The sequence below is a fragment of the Streptomyces sp. NBC_00094 genome, assembly GCF_026343125.1.
Taxonomy (GTDB): domain Bacteria; phylum Actinomycetota; class Actinomycetes; order Streptomycetales; family Streptomycetaceae; genus Streptomyces.
Genome location: NZ_JAPEMB010000001.1, coordinates 7,375,564 through 7,391,310, shown reverse-complemented (window position 1 = coordinate 7,391,310; position 15,747 = coordinate 7,375,564). Strand labels below are relative to the sequence as shown.

Genomic DNA, 15,747 nt, shown 5'->3' with positions numbered 1-15,747 from the left:
TCATGTCAGGAGCACCTCATGGCACAGTCCGACACCACCCAGGACAACGCGCACTCCCCCTTACCCGACGACGGCTCCGACAGACGCGGCCGGGTCCGCTTCCGACGCGCCGCGCTGATGGGCGGGCCCGCCCTGGCCGCGGCAGCCACCTTGGTCGTCCTGACCGCGCAGGGAGCCCTCGCCGCCCAGTTCGCCATCTCCGGCATGCCGTTCACGGTGACCGCCGACTCCCTGGAGGGCAGGGGCTTCGGGCAGTTCGGCGGCCTCGACAACATGGCCGAGGGGAGCCCCAACGCGGGCGACACCGGCGGTCAGATCCTGGTCATCGTCACCGCGATCCGCGAGGCCGAGCTCACCAACCTCTGCCAGAGCGTGGAGCTCGGCGGCACCTTCCTGCACATCACGGCGGGCGGCAAGGGCACTCCCGTCAAGGCCTCCGGGCTCACCACCGACTCCACGGAGATCTCCGGCAAGGTCGCCGACTTCGACAACATCGAGATCGGCGGCGACGCCAGCACCTTCGAGAAACCCCCGGTCAAGGGCCCGTTGGGCGTGTTCGGCCAGCAGGCCGACACCGTCAGGATCAACGACCTGCGGCAGACCAACTACGCCACGACCGCCGTCCGCTTCACCCTGCCCGACCTGCACATGCGCTTCAGCTCGAAGGGCTGCTGAGCATGGCGCCCGGCCACCCCCGCCGCCTCCGGCGGACCTTCCGGCTCTGGCGGTACCACCGTCCGTTCGGCGCCGGCCTCACGCTCGCCCTGGGCGGCGCCGAGATCCTGGTGACCCAGCGGGCGAGCATCACCGTGATCCTCACGGCGGGGGCGGACAGCCTGGTGGGATACGTGCTGCCCGTCCTCATGGTGATCTGCGGGCTGCTCGTCGTCCTCAACCCGCGCCAGCGGCTCTTCTACTCGGTCGTCGGCGTCCTGGCGTCCCTGGGGAGCTGGGTCACCTCCAACCTGGGCGGGTTCGTCATCGGCATGATGCTGGGACTGGTCGGCAGCTCGCTCGCCTTCGGCTGGCTGCCCGACCGACCCCGACGCCGGTCCTGGCTCCGGCGCCGACGGCAGGGGACGGAAGCCGGGAGCGGGACGGCGGCGACGGCCGGCGCCACGTCGGCACCGCGGCCGGGCGTCTGACACACCCGTACACGCACTGTTGCCGGGCCCCTGGACCACGCACCCCGGGGCCCGGCACCCCCTGAGCTCGCACACGCCCCCCTTACTCGCCCACTCGCCCGCTCCCCCACCTCACTCCCGACGTACGGTGGACACGACGCACCACCACCGCCCCACCACCCGTACGGGCGGCCCAGGCGACGAGCGGCGAGGCGGGCATGACCGACACGATGACGGCACGCGAGGCGATCGCCCTCGTCGCCGACGACTTCACCGAACTCCCTTTCACCGAAGCCCCTTTGAGCGGTGACGGACCGATCGGGTGGCCGGGTTACGCCGCAGCCCACGGCCGCGCCGCGACCCGGACCGGCGAGGACGAGTCGGTGGTCTGCGGCACCGGAACGATCGGCGGGGTACCGACGGTGGTGCTCTCCTTCGAGTTCGGCTTCCTCGGCGGCTCGATCGGCGAGCGGACCGGCGCGCGGGCCGTCGCCGCCCACCGGCTGGCCCGCGCCCGCCGGCTGCCCGTGGTCGTGCTGCCGGCCACCGGCGGGAGCCGGATGCACGAGGGGATGCGGGCACTCCTGCAACTCCAGTACCTGGCACGCGAGTCGGCGCTCACACGGGCCGCCGGTCTGGCACAGATCGCGGTGCTGCGGGACCCGACGACCGGCGGCGGCTGGGCCACGCTCGGAGCCGGCTCCGACGTCGTACTCGCGCTGACCGGCGCGCAGGTCGGCTTCGCGGGCTCCCGGGTGCGCCCGCCGGACGCCGACCCCGCCGCGTACACCGCGGAGGCACAGCTCGCCCACGGCCACATCGACGCCGTCCTGACAGCGGGAGAGCTGCGCGCCACGCTCGGCCGCTGGCTCACGCTCCTCACACGTCCGGCCGAGGGCCCGGTCCCGCCCCCGACCGCGCTCGGCGCGACGGACACGTCGCCCCACCTGTCCGGGCAGGAGGCCGTGACGCGCGCCCGGCACCCCGACAGGCCCAGGGCACCCGCCTACCTCGACGCCTTCTTCTCGCTCCGAGCCGAGATCTCCGGCGACCGCTGCGGGGGCACCGACCCCGGCATGACCTGCGGCTTCGGCCGACGGCCCGACGGCCGCACCGTCGCGTACGCCGCCCAGTGCGGTACCGCCACCCGCCCCGCCGGATTCCGTACGGCAGCTCGCCTGATCCGGCTCGCCGACCGCCTCGGCATCCCGGTGCTCACCCTCGTCGACACCCCGGGAGCCGCCAACGACCCGGAGGCCGAGCGGGACGGAGCAGGCCCCGCCATCGCCGCCCTCTTCGAGGCCGTCGCCACCGCTCGCACCCCGCTCACGTCGCTCCTCATCGGCGAAGGCGGCTCGGGCGGCGCGCTCGCGCTCGCCGCCCCCGACAACACCTGGGCGACCCCGGACAGCTACTTCTCCGTCATCGCCCCCGAACTCGCGGCGGCCATCCTCAAACGCACTCCGGAGGAATCCGCCACCACCGCCGACCAACTCCGCCTACGCCCCCAGGACCTCCTCGACCTGAACGTCATCCGCGGCATCGTCCGGGGCCCGGTCCGCCCCTGAGCGGGCTTCTCCCGACGAGTCCGCACATGGCCTTGCGGGCCAGGACGCTACTCACGCCTGCCGCCACATGCAACACATCAATGAAAACTTTCCGACCCTGCGTCAATTTGCTGCTGCAAGCTGCCAGTTAATCCCGCGCGGATCGTGCCGTTCCACGAGCGGCCACCCCGCCCCGGCCTCCTCGCCGCAGCAGCGGCCATCCGACCGCTTCGCAGCGCTGAGCTGCAGATACGCGGCGTCGTGCGGGCCGGCGTCGCCGAGCCCCTTGCCTCGAAACAGTCCGCCGGGACCGCGACACTCGAGCCCGCACACGGGCGCGGCCGACGCGGCCGAACCGCGCGCACCTCTTGACACCCCCACTCCGCGAAGCACTCAATAGGCGACACAGTTCAACTACTTCCAACACGTTGTGCGAGGGAAGGAGCCCGCGCACCTCTCCCCCAGGCTCTCCTCACGCCTGCGCCGAAACCGCAGCGGCAGGCGGACCTGGGCGACGGCGGGTACGGCTCGGATGACAGCGCTCCGACGTCGCCCCGCACCGCCCGGCCGCTCTCCGGCCCGGCCGTTCTCCGGCCCGGCCGTTCTCCGGCCCGGCCGCTCTCCGGGCCGGCCGCTCTCCGGGCCGGCCGCCCTCGGCACGAGGAACACCCCCACGCGAAAGGATCGATCGCCCATGCGCCGCTTCGCCTGCGCACTCTCCGCCGTACTCGTCTCGACCGGCACCGCGATGTCCTTACCCGTCGCACCCGCGGCGGCGGAGTCGACGGCGGATCCCTATGTGATCGAAGTCGAGAACATGTCGCTGACCAACTTCGCGACAGACACCGTGAACCACACCTGGAACGGCACGTCGGTCGACCACGTGACCTACGCACGCGGTGCGTCCGGACAGACCAGCACCGCCCGCACGACCTTCGACGGCATCGCCGGCACGTACGACATCATCACGCGCTACAACGGCAAGACCGCGAGCGGCGTGACGTACAAGATCTCCGTGAACTCCACGCCCGTGGATTCCTGGGCGACCTCTCAGCGGTACGGCCGCGACTACACCGACCCGGTGAACATCGACACCCGTACGTCGAGCAAGGTCGCGCTCAAGGCCGGTGACACCCTGGAGCTGACCGCCACGTCCGCCGGCGAGGTGCCGCGCGTCGACAGGATCACGATCCAGGCACACGTCGGGCCTCCGACCAGCTCGCTGACCCTCGACTCGCCGAACGCGACGCTGAACGACGGCTTCACCTGGGGCAAGAACCGGGCCCTGGCCATGACGTTCCACCCGGGGAACCCCATGATGGGACACGAACCCGAGTGGTGGCGCCTCAAGAACTCCACGCACACGACGGTGGTTCCCGGCTACTGGGGCAGCTACACGAACCGTGAGGCCTTCTACAACCGGGACATCTCCCACCAGTCGGACGGCGCGCACGCGCTCGGCCTGGACGCCGAGACGTACAACATGATGAGGACGTTCGCCGGGGATGCCGACGATCCGGGCCAGAACGGCTGGCCGTTGTGGGCGCACAGCTCCTACGGAGCCATGTACTACATCGACGGCACCGGATTCCGTGAACTGCCGTCGCCGTTCAACCTGATGACCAAGGCGTACAAGCAGTACCAGTGGACGGGCAACGCGGACTGGATCAACGATCCGACCCTTTCCGCGTATTACGACTCGACGATGGGTTCGTTCCTGGACAGCCACGAGGTGAGGTGGAACGACGCCGACCCGTCCGGCGAACAGCCGGTTTCGAGGAAGCAGCCCGGGGAGTACACGGCGACGTTCTTCGAGTTCCCCAACGAGAACCTCGTCTCCGCCGCCGATTCGCTCGGGTACCAGTACCAGTCGATGCTGGCCTACGCGGAGATCCTCAAGGCGAAGGGCGACAACACCGCCAGTGCGAAGTGGGCGGGCCGCGCGCAGCGGGTGCGCGACCACTTCGAGGCGAACTGGTGGGACGCGACGAACAACCGGTACCTCCGCGGCAAGGACGCCGCCGGCACGGGTTACAGCAGCTGGGGACACGAGGCCAGCTTCCTGATGATGCTCACGGGCTTGGGCGACCACGGCCCCAGGACCAGCGGCTACCTGGACTTCATCGCCGCCAACGACGACGACCTGAACGTCGAGGCGACCTCCTATCTGCCGGAGATGTACTACCAGTACAACCGGTCCTCGGAGGGCTGGTCCTGGCTCAAGAAGCTCATGACCGGCAAGAACGCCTATCCGGAGGTCTCGTTCCTCGCGGTCAGCAGCGTGATCGACGGCATGATGGGGGTTCAGCCGGACGCCCCGCACGACAAGGTGGCCACCGTCTCGCGGTTGACCTCCGAGACGCCGTGGGTGGAGATCGACCACCTCAAGGTCGGCGCCAGCGATCTGAAGCTCAAGCACACCGGTACGACGGGTTCCACGTTGACGAACAACTCGGGCTCCACCGTCACCTGGGAAGCCCAGTTCTACGGAACCCCCGCCACGATCACCGTGAACGGCACGGCGCGGACGCCGCAGACCAAGTCGCTGTACGGGAAGACCGTGTCCTACGTGACCGTCCCGGTGACCGCGGGGACATCCGTGACCGCGACCACCGGGGCCGCGGGTGGCGACACCACGCCCCCCACCGCGCCGACCGCCCTCACGTCGAGCAACGTGACGTCGAACAGCGTGGACCTGACGTGGACGGCATCGACCGACGACGTCGGCGTGACCGGCTACCGGATCTACAACGGCACCACGCTCGTCGGTACGTCGACGGGTACGCGCTTCACCGCGACGGGCTTGTCGGCCTCGACGCCGTACACGTTCACGGTGAAGGCGGTGGACGCCGCCGACAACGTCTCCGCGGCCGGCGACAGCGTCGCCGTCACCACCGCCGCCGGCGGAAGCGGACAGACGGCCGACCTCAGCGATCTCGCCTGGAGCGAGGCAAGGAGCGACTTCGGCACCGTCCGCAAGGACAGGAGCGTCGATGCCAACCCCCTCAGACTGAACGGCACCACGTACGCCAAGGGCATCGGCACCCACGCCAACGGCACCATCACCTACGCCCTCAACGGCACGTACACACGCTTCCAGTCCGACATCGGCGTCGACGACGAGGTCAACGCCAACGCCACGGTCATCTTCGAGGTCTGGGGCGACGGAACCAGGCTCTACCAAAGCCCCACCCCGATGATCCCGGCCACCGCGACCCGGACCCTCGACATCGACATCACCGGCGTGACCTCCCTGACCCTCAAGGTCACGGACGCCGGCGACGGCATCAACAGCGACCACGCCGACTGGGCCGCCGCCAGGCTGGTGCGATAACGCCACCCCCGAGCCGGCGCAAGCCTCACGACACCCCGCCGGCTCGGGGCTCCGTCTCCGTCCGGTGCTCGTCGGGCCCGTGGTTTAATCGGATCTGTGGCGCGTGGCGCCGGCCACAGAGCAGTGGGCCGGCCGGCGGTCGGGCGACCACCAGTTCGCTGGAGGACCTCGGATGAGTCCGTTCCGTACAGGTCACGCCTGATCCGACGCTCCAGGTGCACTCGCGCGCGGCGTTCCCGCGTGAGGCACCTGGGCGTTCCCGTCCCGTGACCGCCCGCCTGCGGCGCGTCCTCACGGGCCCCCGTCCCGCTCTGCCCGCACGCGCGGGCGCCCCCCGCCGTCGTCACGCCCCCGCGGCCGGACCCGGCGGCCTTCACGGAGATACGAAGCATCATGCCCACATCGTTCAACCAGTCCGTCATCGACGAGTTCCGAGCCAACCAGGGACAGGTCGGCGGCTCCTTCGAGGGCGGCGATCTGCTGCTGCTCACCACCACCGGCGCGCGATCCGGCGCCGAGCGCACCGTGCCCCTCGGATACGTGCGCCACGACGGCCTGCTGATGGTCGTCGGCTCGAACCTCGGGTCCGAACGGCACCCCGACTGGTACCACAACCTGCTGGCCCACCCCCTGGTCCGGGTCGAGCTCGGTGCCGAGGAGTTCGAGGCGATCGCGGTCCCCGCCGAAGGGGAGCGCCGGGATCGGCTGTTCGCGCACGTGGTGCGCGCCGAGCCCGGCTACGGCACGTACCAGGAGAACACCGCACGCGCCCTGCCCGTCGTGGTCCTGGAGCCCGCCGCGGTCTCCGAGGACAGCCCCGCCGAGGTCCGGAACCTCGCCGACAAGCTCATGGAGGTCCACGTCTGGCTCCGCGGCCAGTTGGGACACGTACGCGACGAGGTCGACGCCCACTTCGCCGCGCGGGCGGCCCACCGAGGACCGGGCGCCCCGCCGGCGCCGGGGCTCGGGTTCCGGATCCGGCAACGCTGCCTGGCGTTCTGCCAGTCGCTGGAGTTCCACCACGTCGCCGAGGACACCCACCTGTTCCCCGGCCTCGAAGCCCGTCATCCGCACCTCGCCGACGTCTTCGAGCGGCTCCGTACGGAACACCGCACGGTAGCGCGCCTCCAGGGCGAACTCGGCGCGCTGCTCGCCGACATCGCGGGCGCCGACCCCGAGCGGTTCCGCTCCGACCTGGCCCGGATGTCGGCGGAGCTCACGGCGCACCTGGAGTACGAGGAGGAGTCCCTGCTGCCGCTCCTCTCGGAGATCCCCTTCCCACCCGTCCGTCCCGTTTCATGATCCCTATCGGGTGAACGGCGGGCGCGTGCCGGACTTCGAGAACTCGTTCCCGGTGCACTGCGTCGTCGGTACCGAAGGGGGCGACTTCCACCCGGACTTCGAGCCCGTCGTCACCTCCGGCGCGGTGGACGAGGTCTTCTTCAAGGGCGCACTCCGCGTCGAAGAGCGGCTTCGAGGGCGCGACCGAGAACGGAACGCCGCTCGGGGAGTGGCTCCGCGCCCGCGAGGTCGGCGGCGTCGACGTCGTCGGCATCGCGACGGACCACTGCGTGAAGGCCACCGCGCTGGACGGCGTCCGGGCGGGCTTCGACGTCCACGTCCTGCTCGACTACACGGCCGGCGTCGCCGCGGACACCACCGGCGTCGCCCTCGACGAACTGCGCGCGGCGGGCGTCGCGCTCAGCGGAGAACCGGTGGTCCACGCCTGACCTGCCGGCTACCGCCCGCGCGCCGGTGCGAAACCGGCCCGCGGGCGGCCGCGTACGTCCTCGGCACCGCCGCAGCCGACACGGGCCCATCGCCTCGGCGCGGGCCTGCGGCCGACCTCTCCCCCGGCCCGAACGCCGTCGGCGGGGCGGTCTTTCCCGAGTCTTGTCCATGCTCTTGCCGTCCGCTGTACGGCGGTTAAACCGTCCGCCGCAAGAGTGACAGCACTCGAACCACTCGTCGTTCGAGGGACGTTCACTCGAAGCAGGAGCACCGATGATGCGTAAGTCCCGTGTCCGCGCCGCCCTCGCCGCCTCGCTCGCCGTGGCCGCACTCGGCACCTTCGCCGCAGGGGTCGGCGTCGCCGACGAGAAGGGCGGGGAGAGGAACGGAGAGAAGAGCGCACAACGTGGCAAGGCCGCCGAGCGGGAGATCGCCGCGCTCTTCGACCAGTGGAACGCGGCCCTGCTGACCGGCGACCCGGAGAAGGTCACCGACCGGTACGCCGAGGACGCCGTCCTGCTGCCGACCGCCTCGCCCCGGATCCGTACCAACCACGCCGAGATAGCGGACTACTTCGCGCACTTCCTGCAGAAGAAGCCGAGGGGCGAGAAGGTCCGCTCCGTGATCCACGTCCTGGACCGGAACTCCGCGATCGACGCCGGCCTCTACCGCTTCCACCTCACCGACCCGAAGACCGGTGTCACCAAGGCGGTCGACGCCCGCTACACCTACGAGTACGAGAAGCGCGACGGCACGTGGCTGATCGTCAACCACCACTCCTCGGTGGTGCCGGCCGAGGGCTGATCCGGCGCGGGACGTCGGCCGCCGTCCGCAGGCCGATCCGCACGCACAGACCGCCGCCGGGCGCGTCCCGCAGGGCCACCCCGCCGCCGTCGTCCGTCACCAGCTGCTTGACGATGGCGAGGCCCAGGCCCGAGCCCGTGCGGCCGGTCAGGCCCTGGCCGCGCCAGAACCGGTCGAAGGCGCGGGCCTGTTCGGCGGCGGACATGCCGGGCCCCTGGTCGAGGATCTCCAGGACCGCCTCGTCCGGGCCGTCCGTCTCGACCCGTACGGTGATCGTCCCGCGGTCCGGCGAGACCTCCAGGGCGTTGGAGAGGACGTTGTCGAGGACCTGGTCGAGACTGCCGGGGCCCGCGAGCACCCGGGGCCCGTCGTCGGCGTTCCCGGTGAGGACGATCGTGACCCCGCGTTCGTCGGCGGCGGGCCGCCAGACGTTCAGCCGCTCCTCGACGAGCTCGCGCAGGGCCAGCGGTTCGGGCGCGGACACCTTGGCCTCGGCACGGGCGAGCACCAGCAGCCCGCTGACCAGCCGGCTCATGCGGACCACCTCGGCGGTCGCCTGGTCCACGTCCTCCCGTACGAACGCGTCGTCGACGCCGTCCGCGATGTTGTCGAGCGCGAGCCGCAGCGCGGTCAGCGGGGTACGCAACTGGTGCGAGGCGTCGGCGACGAAGATGCGCTGCGAGGCGACGAGGGTGTCGAGGCGCTCGGCTCCCTGGTTGAGCGTCCGGGCCAGGGTCCGCGTCTCCTGGGGTCCTGTGACGGGGGACCGGGCCGTCAGGTCACCGTCCCCGAACTTGCTCGCCATGTCGTTGAGTTGGCGCAGCGGCTTCGTCAGGAGCCGGGCCACGACGGCGCCGAGGCCGGCCGCGATGGCGAGCACCCCGACCGCGAGGATCGCCCGGAACCCCCAGATCCGCCAGAGCCGGTCCGTCAGGTCGGCGGTCGCGTACCGGATGCGTACGGCGCCCACGATCCGCTCCTCGCCCACCGCCCCCCGGACCGCGTCCCGGCCCTCGTACACGGGCACGGTGATCACCAGCTCCGGTCCCCAGACGAGGCGGGAGCCCCAGTCGACGGTGGTCACCCCCCGCCGCAGGGCCTCCGCGAACGCCGCGTCCCCCGGGTGCTCCGGAAGCGGCAGCGGGGGCACCGCGCCCCTGCCGTCGGCGGCCACCACCTCCACGGTGCCGGGCGTCTCGTCCGCGTACGCCCCGGCCATCCGGGAGAGCGCCTGCCGGGCGGGCTCGTCGCCGTCCCCGAGCAGCAGCGCCATCGTGGTCGCCTCGCGACGTACGGACTCCTCGGTGTCCGCACGCAGTTGGGCGGTGAGCGTGAAGGCGACCGGGACGGTGAAGGCGGCGAGCGCGACGGCGACGAGCGCCACGTAGCTGACGATCAGCCGCTTGATCACGCGCTGTCCGCCGGACCCGGCGCGGTCGCCGGACCTGCCGTGGACACCGGACCTGCCGTGGACACCGGACCTGCCGTGGACACCGGACCTGCCGTGGACACCGGACCTGCCGCGGCCGCCGGGCCTGCCGTGGGCACCGGACCTGCCGCGGAATCCGGACCTCCGGCGTCCGCCTGCGGGTCGACGACCAGCCTGAACCCCACCCCGCGCACCGCCTCGATCACCACCGCCCCGGCCAACTTCCGCCGCAGCGAGGCCACGTGGACGTCCAGCGTCTTGGTCGGCCCGAACCAGTTGGCGTCCCAGACGGCCTCCATGATCTGCTCGCGGGACATCAACGCGCCCGGCTCCTCCGTGAGGAAGGCCAGCAGGTCGTACTCCTTGGGCGTCAGCGGCACCTCCGCGCCGTCCGACCACACCCGCGCGGCCTTGCGGTCCACGCTCAGCCGCGCGCCGTAACGCTGCGGCCCCGACGGCCGGTCCTCGGGCCGGACCCGCCGCAGCACGGCCCGGATGCGGGCGATCACCTCGCGCACCCCGAAGGGCTTGGAGACGTAGTCGTCCGCCCCGATCTCGAGCCCGACCACCCGGTCGGTCTCGTCGCTGCGCGCGCTGATCACGATGATCGGCACGTCCCCGCGGCGCCGCAGCGCCCGGCAGACGTCGAGCCCGTCGGTGTCGGGCAGGCCCAGATCGAGCAGGACGAGGTCGTACGGAGTGGTGACGGCGAGCCCCGCGGCCCCCGTGGTCACCCACTCCACCTCGAACCCGTAGCGCAGCAGGCCGCGCCGCAGGGACTCGGCGATCGGTTCGTCGTCTTCCACCAGCAGTACACGCACGGAGGAAACCCTAGTTCGACTTCCGTACGCCGGTTCACCGCCGGTGGGGGGCCGCCCCCTCGCTCAGTAGTAGCGGCGCATGATCTCGTCCGCCCAGGCGGGCTGGGTGGTCGGCCCCTGGGGACCGAACTCGGCCATGTACGGCTTGATGTCGAGCACCGGTGTGCCGTCGACCGCGTCCAGGCCCTGTACATGGAGGTCCAGGCCGTCCGTGCGGAGCAGCCTGCAGCGCGAGACGCCGATGCGGTTGGGACGGTTCTTGCCGCGCTGGGCGAAGATCCCCACCAGCGGCCACTCCGCGTTGCCGCGCGGGTGGCGGGCCCCGGTCTCGACGGCGTCCGGCCGCACCCGGTCGAAGTGGTAGACGACCTCCAGGTGCGAGAAGGCGTCGAGACCGGCCAGCGCCTCGGGGCCAAAGGCCTCCGCGTCGAGCCGGACGACCGACACCACGTCGCCCCACTCGTCGTCCCGTACCTCGTCACGTCCGCCGACGACATGACCCACCGGGTGCGCGACGACGGTCACCGGGGTGCGCTGTTCCTGTGCCATGCGGTTCCTCATTTCTCGTCTGCGGGGCGGCCTGCGCCCGTACGTGATCACGACCGTACCCCCGTCGCCGACGGCCCGGACGAGTGACCGTCAGATGCCCGGCCCGTACCCCGGGTCAGGGGTCTGTTGCGGGTGCCAGAACCCGGCGAACCCGGTCACCTTCCCGGTTTCGGGGCGCGCCGCCGCAGGTCCTCCGCCGCCCGCGCGGTGTCACGGGCCGCTGAGCGGTGACCCTGCTTCCCCAGGTACCAGGCCAGCCAGGCCAGGGACTCGGCGAGCGCGGCGACGTCGTGGCTCGGATGGATCCGGTCCGGGGAGCGCAGCAGCCGGACGGCCTCCGCGGTGGGGCGCACGGCCTCGTCGGGGCGGTCGAGGCGGGCCAGCCGCAGGCCGAGGTTGGCCAGGGCGTGGACGAGGCCGGAGAGTTGGGGGGCGGGGTCGCGCCGGTGCAGGCTCCGGTGGAGGTCGACGGCCTGCTCGGTGACGGCGAGCGCCTCGACGTGCCGGTCGCTGTCGGTGAGCCGGATGCCGAGGTTGTTCAGCGCCCGGGCGAGTTCGCCGTCGTACGTCGCCGGGTCGGCGTGCGCGAGCTGCCGGTAGAGCGCCACGGCCTCCGTCGCCGGCGCGACGGCGTCGCGGTGGCGCCCGAGGACCGCGAGCCGGCTGCCGAGGCTGTCCGCCGCCTCGGCGAGGAGGGGCCGGAAGGTGTCGGGCGCGTCGACGAGATGACGGCGGCAGAGGTGGACGGCTTCGTCGGCGGCGTCGAGGGCCTCCGCGCGGCGGCCGGCCCAGGCCCGTACGAGACCGAGGTGGTGCAGGGTACGCGCCAGAGCGACGACGCTTCTCCTGGTGCGGTCGGCGGCTGCCGCGCGGCCGAGGGCGAGGGCCTCGTCCAGGGTCTCGACGGCGAGCTCCACCCGGCCGGAATCCGCCAGGGCCAGAGCGCGCGCGTTCACCTGCTCGACGCGGTCGACGGGATCGGCTTCTTCCCGTGCGATCCGGCCCTCCCGGGTGACCCCGTAGCCGTGGCCGTCGAGAATCCGGTCCAGGAACGCGATGGCCATCGGCTCGCGTGCGTGCATCTCCGCGCGGAGCGCCGCCACTTCCGCGAAGTAGGGGCCGGCCTCCTCGGTCCGCCCGAGGCCGGTGAGGGTACGGGCGGCGGCGAAGGCGACCGCCGCGTGCTCGCCCAGCTCCCCCACTTCCCGCTCCCCGGCCGCCTCACTCGCGCGGTACGTGCCGACCGCCGCGCGCAGTGCGTCGAGGGCCTCCACCTGGCGGCCCATCTCCGCCAGCTTGACGCCGAGATCCCCGAGGGCGGAGGCGAGTTCGCCCCGGCCGGCTCCGCTCACCGGGTCGACGAGGGAGCGCCGTATCTCCACTGCCTCGGTGATCCGGTCGAGGGCCTCGTGGTGGTGACCGGTCTCGGCGAGCTGATTGCCGAAGTTGACCAGGGCGGCGGCGAGTTCGCCCCGGCTGCCGTCAAGGCCCCGTTCCACGATCCTCCGCCAGAGGTCGACGGCTTCGCGCGCCACCGACCGGGCCTCCTCACGTCGCCCCACGACGCCGAGGCTGAGGGCCTGCCGGTGCAACGCGACGGCCAGGCCCACGAGATGAAGATCGGTGTCCGCCCCGGTCGGCCCCCGGTAGATTCCGGCCGCCTCTCCCAGGACTCCGATCGACTCCTCGTGGCGGTCCGGGTCACCGGCCAGGAGCGAGCCGAACTCCAGCAGTGCGTAGGCGAGTTCGGGAAGGTAGCGGGCGGGGCGGGCGGCTGCCGCGCGCCGCAGCGCGGCGACGGCCCGCTCGGCCTCGGCCGTTCCCGTGCCCTTGTCCGTGCCCGACGTCTCCTCGTGCGCCATCGCTCTCCCCCTCGTCCGCAAGGATCCGAAGGACGACGATCCCCGAAGCCGGTGAATTCCGGATGAAGAGCCGGCCCGGCGGCCCGGGTTCGCGTGCTACCGCGTCAGCACGATCGCCGTGAGCAGCAACCCGTCACGGATCAGCCAGCGTCCGGTGAAGTGTTCGTGGCGGGTCCCCTCGACGACCGGCCCGGGCACGAGAAGCCGGGCGGAGAAGGTGCCGGTGCGTGTTTCCCCCTCCGCCTTCACGCCTGCGGCGGCATCGCCGTCGACGGCGAAATCGAGCACCGCCTCGTCGAAGCCCAGCTCGCGCCGGGTCAGCGGGTACCAGGTCTTGAAGACGCTCTCCTTGGCGCTGAACAGGAGCCGCTCCCAGGAGACCTCCGGCGCCCGCGCCGCCAGGTCGCCCAGGTGACGGCGCTCCTCGGGCAGCGACACCACGTCGAGTACCCCCTCCGGCAGGGGCAGGGCCGGCTCGGCGTCTATGCCGAGCGAGACGACGTCCGTCGTCCTGGCCACCGCGGCGGCCCGGTAGCCGTCGCAGTGGGTCATGCTTCCGGCCATGCCCTCCGGCCACCGGGGCTCGCCGCGCGGACCGGGTGTCAGGGGGCCCTCGGGCACCCCGAACCGGCCCAGGGCCAGGCGCGCGCAGAGCCGGGCGGTGGCGAACTCCCGCCGTCGCCGGTCGACGGACCTCGCGACGATCGCCGCTTCCTCGGGGAAGAGGGTGACGGGTTCGGAGTCGTCGAGGCGCCAGGCCGTGGCGACCGAGCCGGGCACGAGCTCGCCGATCATGCTGTTCCCTCCGCGTTCGGGGTGGTCACGGGGCGGGACATCAAGGGAGCGCCGCGACGGCGTCGACCGTCGCCTCCCCCCGTGTGACGGATCACCGGTCCCTTGTCCCGGTCATGCGCCGCCCCCCGTGGTCATGATCATAAAACAGACGTGCCATCCGACCACGGCACCGGCAGGGACGCAAGACCGGCCCGTACGGGCTCCGCCGGCGCACCTCCTCGGCGCGACCCGATCAGGCTCCGCGCCGGATGCGGGCGGCCTGGCGGGCCTCGGCCTGCTTGCGGGCCTCGGCGGAGCGCCGCGACTCGTTCTTCGCCCGGCCGGGCTTCCCGGGAACGGTGCCCATGCCCCGGAAGGCCGCGCCGCCGCGCTGGGGGCGGTCCGCGCCGACGGGTGCGTTGCCCCCGATGGCAACGCCCGACGGGGTCTTCGCTCCGGTGATACGGCTGAGCTCGGCCTCGCCCGAGCGGACCTGGGTGATCCGCGGCCGGATGCCGGCGTCCGTCATCACCCGCGCCATGTCCTTGCGCTGGTCCTGCGTGACCAGGGTGACGACACTGCCGGACTCGCCGGCGCGGGCCGTACGGCCACCGCGGTGCAGGTAGTCCTTGTGGTCGGCGGGCGGGTCGACGTTGACGACGAGGTCGAGGTCCTCGATGTGGATGCCGCGGGCCGCGACGTTCGTCGCGACGAGGACGCTGACGGCGCCGGTCCTGAAGCGCTCCAGGGTGTGGATCCGCTGGGGCTGCGACTTGCCGCCGTGCAGCGCCGCCGCGTGGACGCCGCTGCCGAGGAGGTGCCGGGTGAACCGGTCGACGGCCTGCTTGGTGTCGAGGAACATCAGCACCCGCCCGTCGCGGGCGGCGATCTCCGTGGCGGTGGCGTACTTGTCGGGGCCGTGGACCTGGAGCACGTGGTGGTCCATCGTCGTGACGGCGCCGGCCGACGGGTCGACCGAGTGGACCACCGGGTCGCTGAGGTGGGAACGGACCAGCTGGTCGACGTTGTGGTCGAGGGTGGCCGAGAAGAGCAGGTGCTGTCCGCCGGGCGGCACCTGGTCGAGCAGCTCGGTGACCTGGGGCATGAAGCCCAGGTCGGTCATCTGGTCGGCCTCGTCGAGGACGGTGATCCGCACCTGGTCGAGGCGGCAGTCGCGGCGCTCGACGAGGTCCATGAGGCGGCCGGGAGTGGCGACGACGATCTCGACGCCCTCCCGCAGCGTGGCGACCTGCCGGTTGATCGACACGCCGCCGAAGACGGTGGCGATCCGCAGCTTGAGGGCGCCGGCGTACGGCTCCAGCGCGGCGGTGACCTGCTGGGCCAGCTCGCGCGTGGGGACGAGGATCATGGCCAGCGGCTTCTTGGCGTCGGCGCGCCGGCCGGCCGTGCGCGTGAGGAGCGCGAGACCGAACGCGAGCGTCTTACCGGAGCCGGTGCGTCCGCGGCCCAGGACGTCACGGCCCGCGAGGGCGTTCGGCAGGGTCGCGGACTGGATCGGGAACGGGGTGGTGACGCCGAGCTCGGTCAGCGTCCGCAGCACCTCGGCGGGCAGCTCCATCGCGTCGAAGGTCTCCGCCGGCGGCAGGCCAGGGGTGACGGTGACCGGCAGGGCGAACTCGCCCTTGGCCGGGATGGGGCGGCGGGTCTCGTTCTTACGGTCCGAGCGGTTCATGGGGGGCCTTCCTCGATACGGCGATCTGCGTGGGAGCGATGCGGCGCGTATCAAGGAATCCACGGCGGAAACAAGCCGT

General features: G+C 72.2%; 12 protein-coding genes and 1 pseudogene. 7 read left to right on the top strand and 6 right to left on the bottom strand.

All coding sequences use genetic code 11. From position 1 onward, the window contains the following. Positions 1 to 18 precede the first annotated feature (18 nt). The 7 genes and pseudogenes from OG580_RS32705 (at position 19) to OG580_RS32675 (ending at position 8,540) form a co-directional block, all read left to right on the top strand. Positions 19 to 675, top strand: a complete 657-nt coding sequence (locus tag OG580_RS32705) for a DUF6230 family protein (protein ID WP_267047261.1) — start codon at positions 19 to 21, stop codon at positions 673 to 675. A gap of 2 nt (positions 676 to 677) precedes the next feature. Further along, complete coding sequence (locus tag OG580_RS32700; RefSeq protein ID WP_267047260.1) at positions 678 to 1,145, top strand: DUF6114 domain-containing protein; 468 nt, start codon at positions 678 to 680, stop codon at positions 1,143 to 1,145. Positions 1,146 to 1,342: 197 nt separating this feature from the next. Beyond that, positions 1,343 to 2,692 carry a carboxyl transferase domain-containing protein gene (locus OG580_RS32695; protein WP_267047259.1) on the top strand — a complete coding sequence of 450 codons (1,350 nt, stop codon included), beginning with the start codon at positions 1,343 to 1,345 and terminating at the stop codon, positions 2,690 to 2,692. Between the two features lie 673 nt (positions 2,693 to 3,365). Beyond that, positions 3,366 to 6,005, top strand: coding sequence for an NPCBM/NEW2 domain-containing protein (locus tag OG580_RS32690; protein ID WP_267047258.1), 2,640 nt, complete (start codon positions 3,366 to 3,368; stop codon positions 6,003 to 6,005). A 393-nt stretch (positions 6,006 to 6,398) separates the two neighbouring features. Beyond that, a complete protein-coding gene (locus tag OG580_RS32685) occupies positions 6,399 to 7,307 on the top strand; it encodes a nitroreductase/quinone reductase family protein (protein ID WP_267047257.1) in 909 nt (302 codons plus the stop codon). 28 nt (positions 7,308 to 7,335) lie between these two features. Next, positions 7,336 to 7,735, top strand: a pseudogene (locus OG580_RS32680) (isochorismatase family protein); the annotation flags it as partial. Between the two features lie 274 nt (positions 7,736 to 8,009). Then, the gene (locus tag OG580_RS32675; RefSeq protein ID WP_267047256.1) at positions 8,010 to 8,540 is read left to right on the top strand and encodes an SgcJ/EcaC family oxidoreductase; all 531 of its coding nucleotides are present in this window, start codon (positions 8,010 to 8,012) and stop codon (positions 8,538 to 8,540) included. Here OG580_RS32675 and OG580_RS32670 read toward each other — a convergent pair. The 6 genes from OG580_RS32670 to OG580_RS32645 all read right to left on the bottom strand — a co-directional run bounded on the left by OG580_RS32670 (position 8,503) and on the right by OG580_RS32645 (position 15,668). Continuing rightward, positions 8,503 to 9,951, bottom strand: coding sequence for a HAMP domain-containing sensor histidine kinase (locus OG580_RS32670; RefSeq protein WP_267047255.1), 1,449 nt, complete (start codon positions 9,949 to 9,951; stop codon positions 8,503 to 8,505). The two genes, OG580_RS32675 and OG580_RS32670, sit on opposite strands and share 38 nt — an antisense overlap. Next, on the bottom strand, positions 9,948 to 10,790 hold the full coding sequence (locus tag OG580_RS32665) for a response regulator transcription factor (RefSeq protein ID WP_267047254.1): 843 nt from the start codon (positions 10,788 to 10,790) through the stop codon (positions 9,948 to 9,950). The genes OG580_RS32670 and OG580_RS32665 overlap by 4 nt, the downstream gene beginning before the upstream one ends. A 63-nt stretch (positions 10,791 to 10,853) precedes the next feature. Continuing rightward, the gene (locus tag OG580_RS32660) at positions 10,854 to 11,339 is read right to left on the bottom strand and encodes an SAM-dependent methyltransferase (RefSeq protein ID WP_267047253.1); all 486 of its coding nucleotides are present in this window, start codon (positions 11,337 to 11,339) and stop codon (positions 10,854 to 10,856) included. Between the two features lie 155 nt (positions 11,340 to 11,494). After that, on the bottom strand, positions 11,495 to 13,201 hold the full coding sequence (locus OG580_RS32655; RefSeq protein WP_267047252.1) for a tetratricopeptide repeat protein: 1,707 nt from the start codon (positions 13,199 to 13,201) through the stop codon (positions 11,495 to 11,497). A 96-nt stretch (positions 13,202 to 13,297) separates the two neighbouring features. Continuing rightward, a complete protein-coding gene (locus OG580_RS32650) occupies positions 13,298 to 13,996 on the bottom strand; it encodes a 4'-phosphopantetheinyl transferase (protein ID WP_267047251.1) in 699 nt (232 codons plus the stop codon). A gap of 232 nt (positions 13,997 to 14,228) precedes the next feature. Then, positions 14,229 to 15,668, bottom strand: a complete 1,440-nt coding sequence (locus tag OG580_RS32645) for a DEAD/DEAH box helicase (protein ID WP_267047250.1) — start codon at positions 15,666 to 15,668, stop codon at positions 14,229 to 14,231. Positions 15,669 to 15,747: the final 79 nt, after the last annotated feature.

Excerpts from the sequence above, each read along its gene's own strand:
- OG580_RS32690 (WP_267047258.1), top strand. The coding sequence starts at position 3,366 with ATGCGCCGCTTCGCCTGCGCACTCTCCGCCGTACTCGTCTCGACCGGC.
- OG580_RS32645 (WP_267047250.1), bottom strand. The coding sequence starts at position 15,668 with ATGAACCGCTCGGACCGTAAGAACGAGACCCGCCGCCCCATCCCGGCC.
- OG580_RS32655 (WP_267047252.1), bottom strand. The coding sequence starts at position 13,201 with ATGGCGCACGAGGAGACGTCGGGCACGGACAAGGGCACGGGAACGGCC.
- OG580_RS32675 (WP_267047256.1), top strand. The coding sequence starts at position 8,010 with ATGATGCGTAAGTCCCGTGTCCGCGCCGCCCTCGCCGCCTCGCTCGCC.
- OG580_RS32700 (WP_267047260.1), top strand. The coding sequence starts at position 678 with ATGGCGCCCGGCCACCCCCGCCGCCTCCGGCGGACCTTCCGGCTCTGG.
- OG580_RS32660 (WP_267047253.1), bottom strand. The coding sequence starts at position 11,339 with ATGGCACAGGAACAGCGCACCCCGGTGACCGTCGTCGCGCACCCGGTG.
- OG580_RS32650 (WP_267047251.1), bottom strand. The coding sequence starts at position 13,996 with ATGATCGGCGAGCTCGTGCCCGGCTCGGTCGCCACGGCCTGGCGCCTC.
- OG580_RS32705 (WP_267047261.1), top strand. The coding sequence starts at position 19 with ATGGCACAGTCCGACACCACCCAGGACAACGCGCACTCCCCCTTACCC.
- OG580_RS32695 (WP_267047259.1), top strand. The coding sequence starts at position 1,343 with ATGACCGACACGATGACGGCACGCGAGGCGATCGCCCTCGTCGCCGAC.
- OG580_RS32685 (WP_267047257.1), top strand. The coding sequence starts at position 6,399 with ATGCCCACATCGTTCAACCAGTCCGTCATCGACGAGTTCCGAGCCAAC.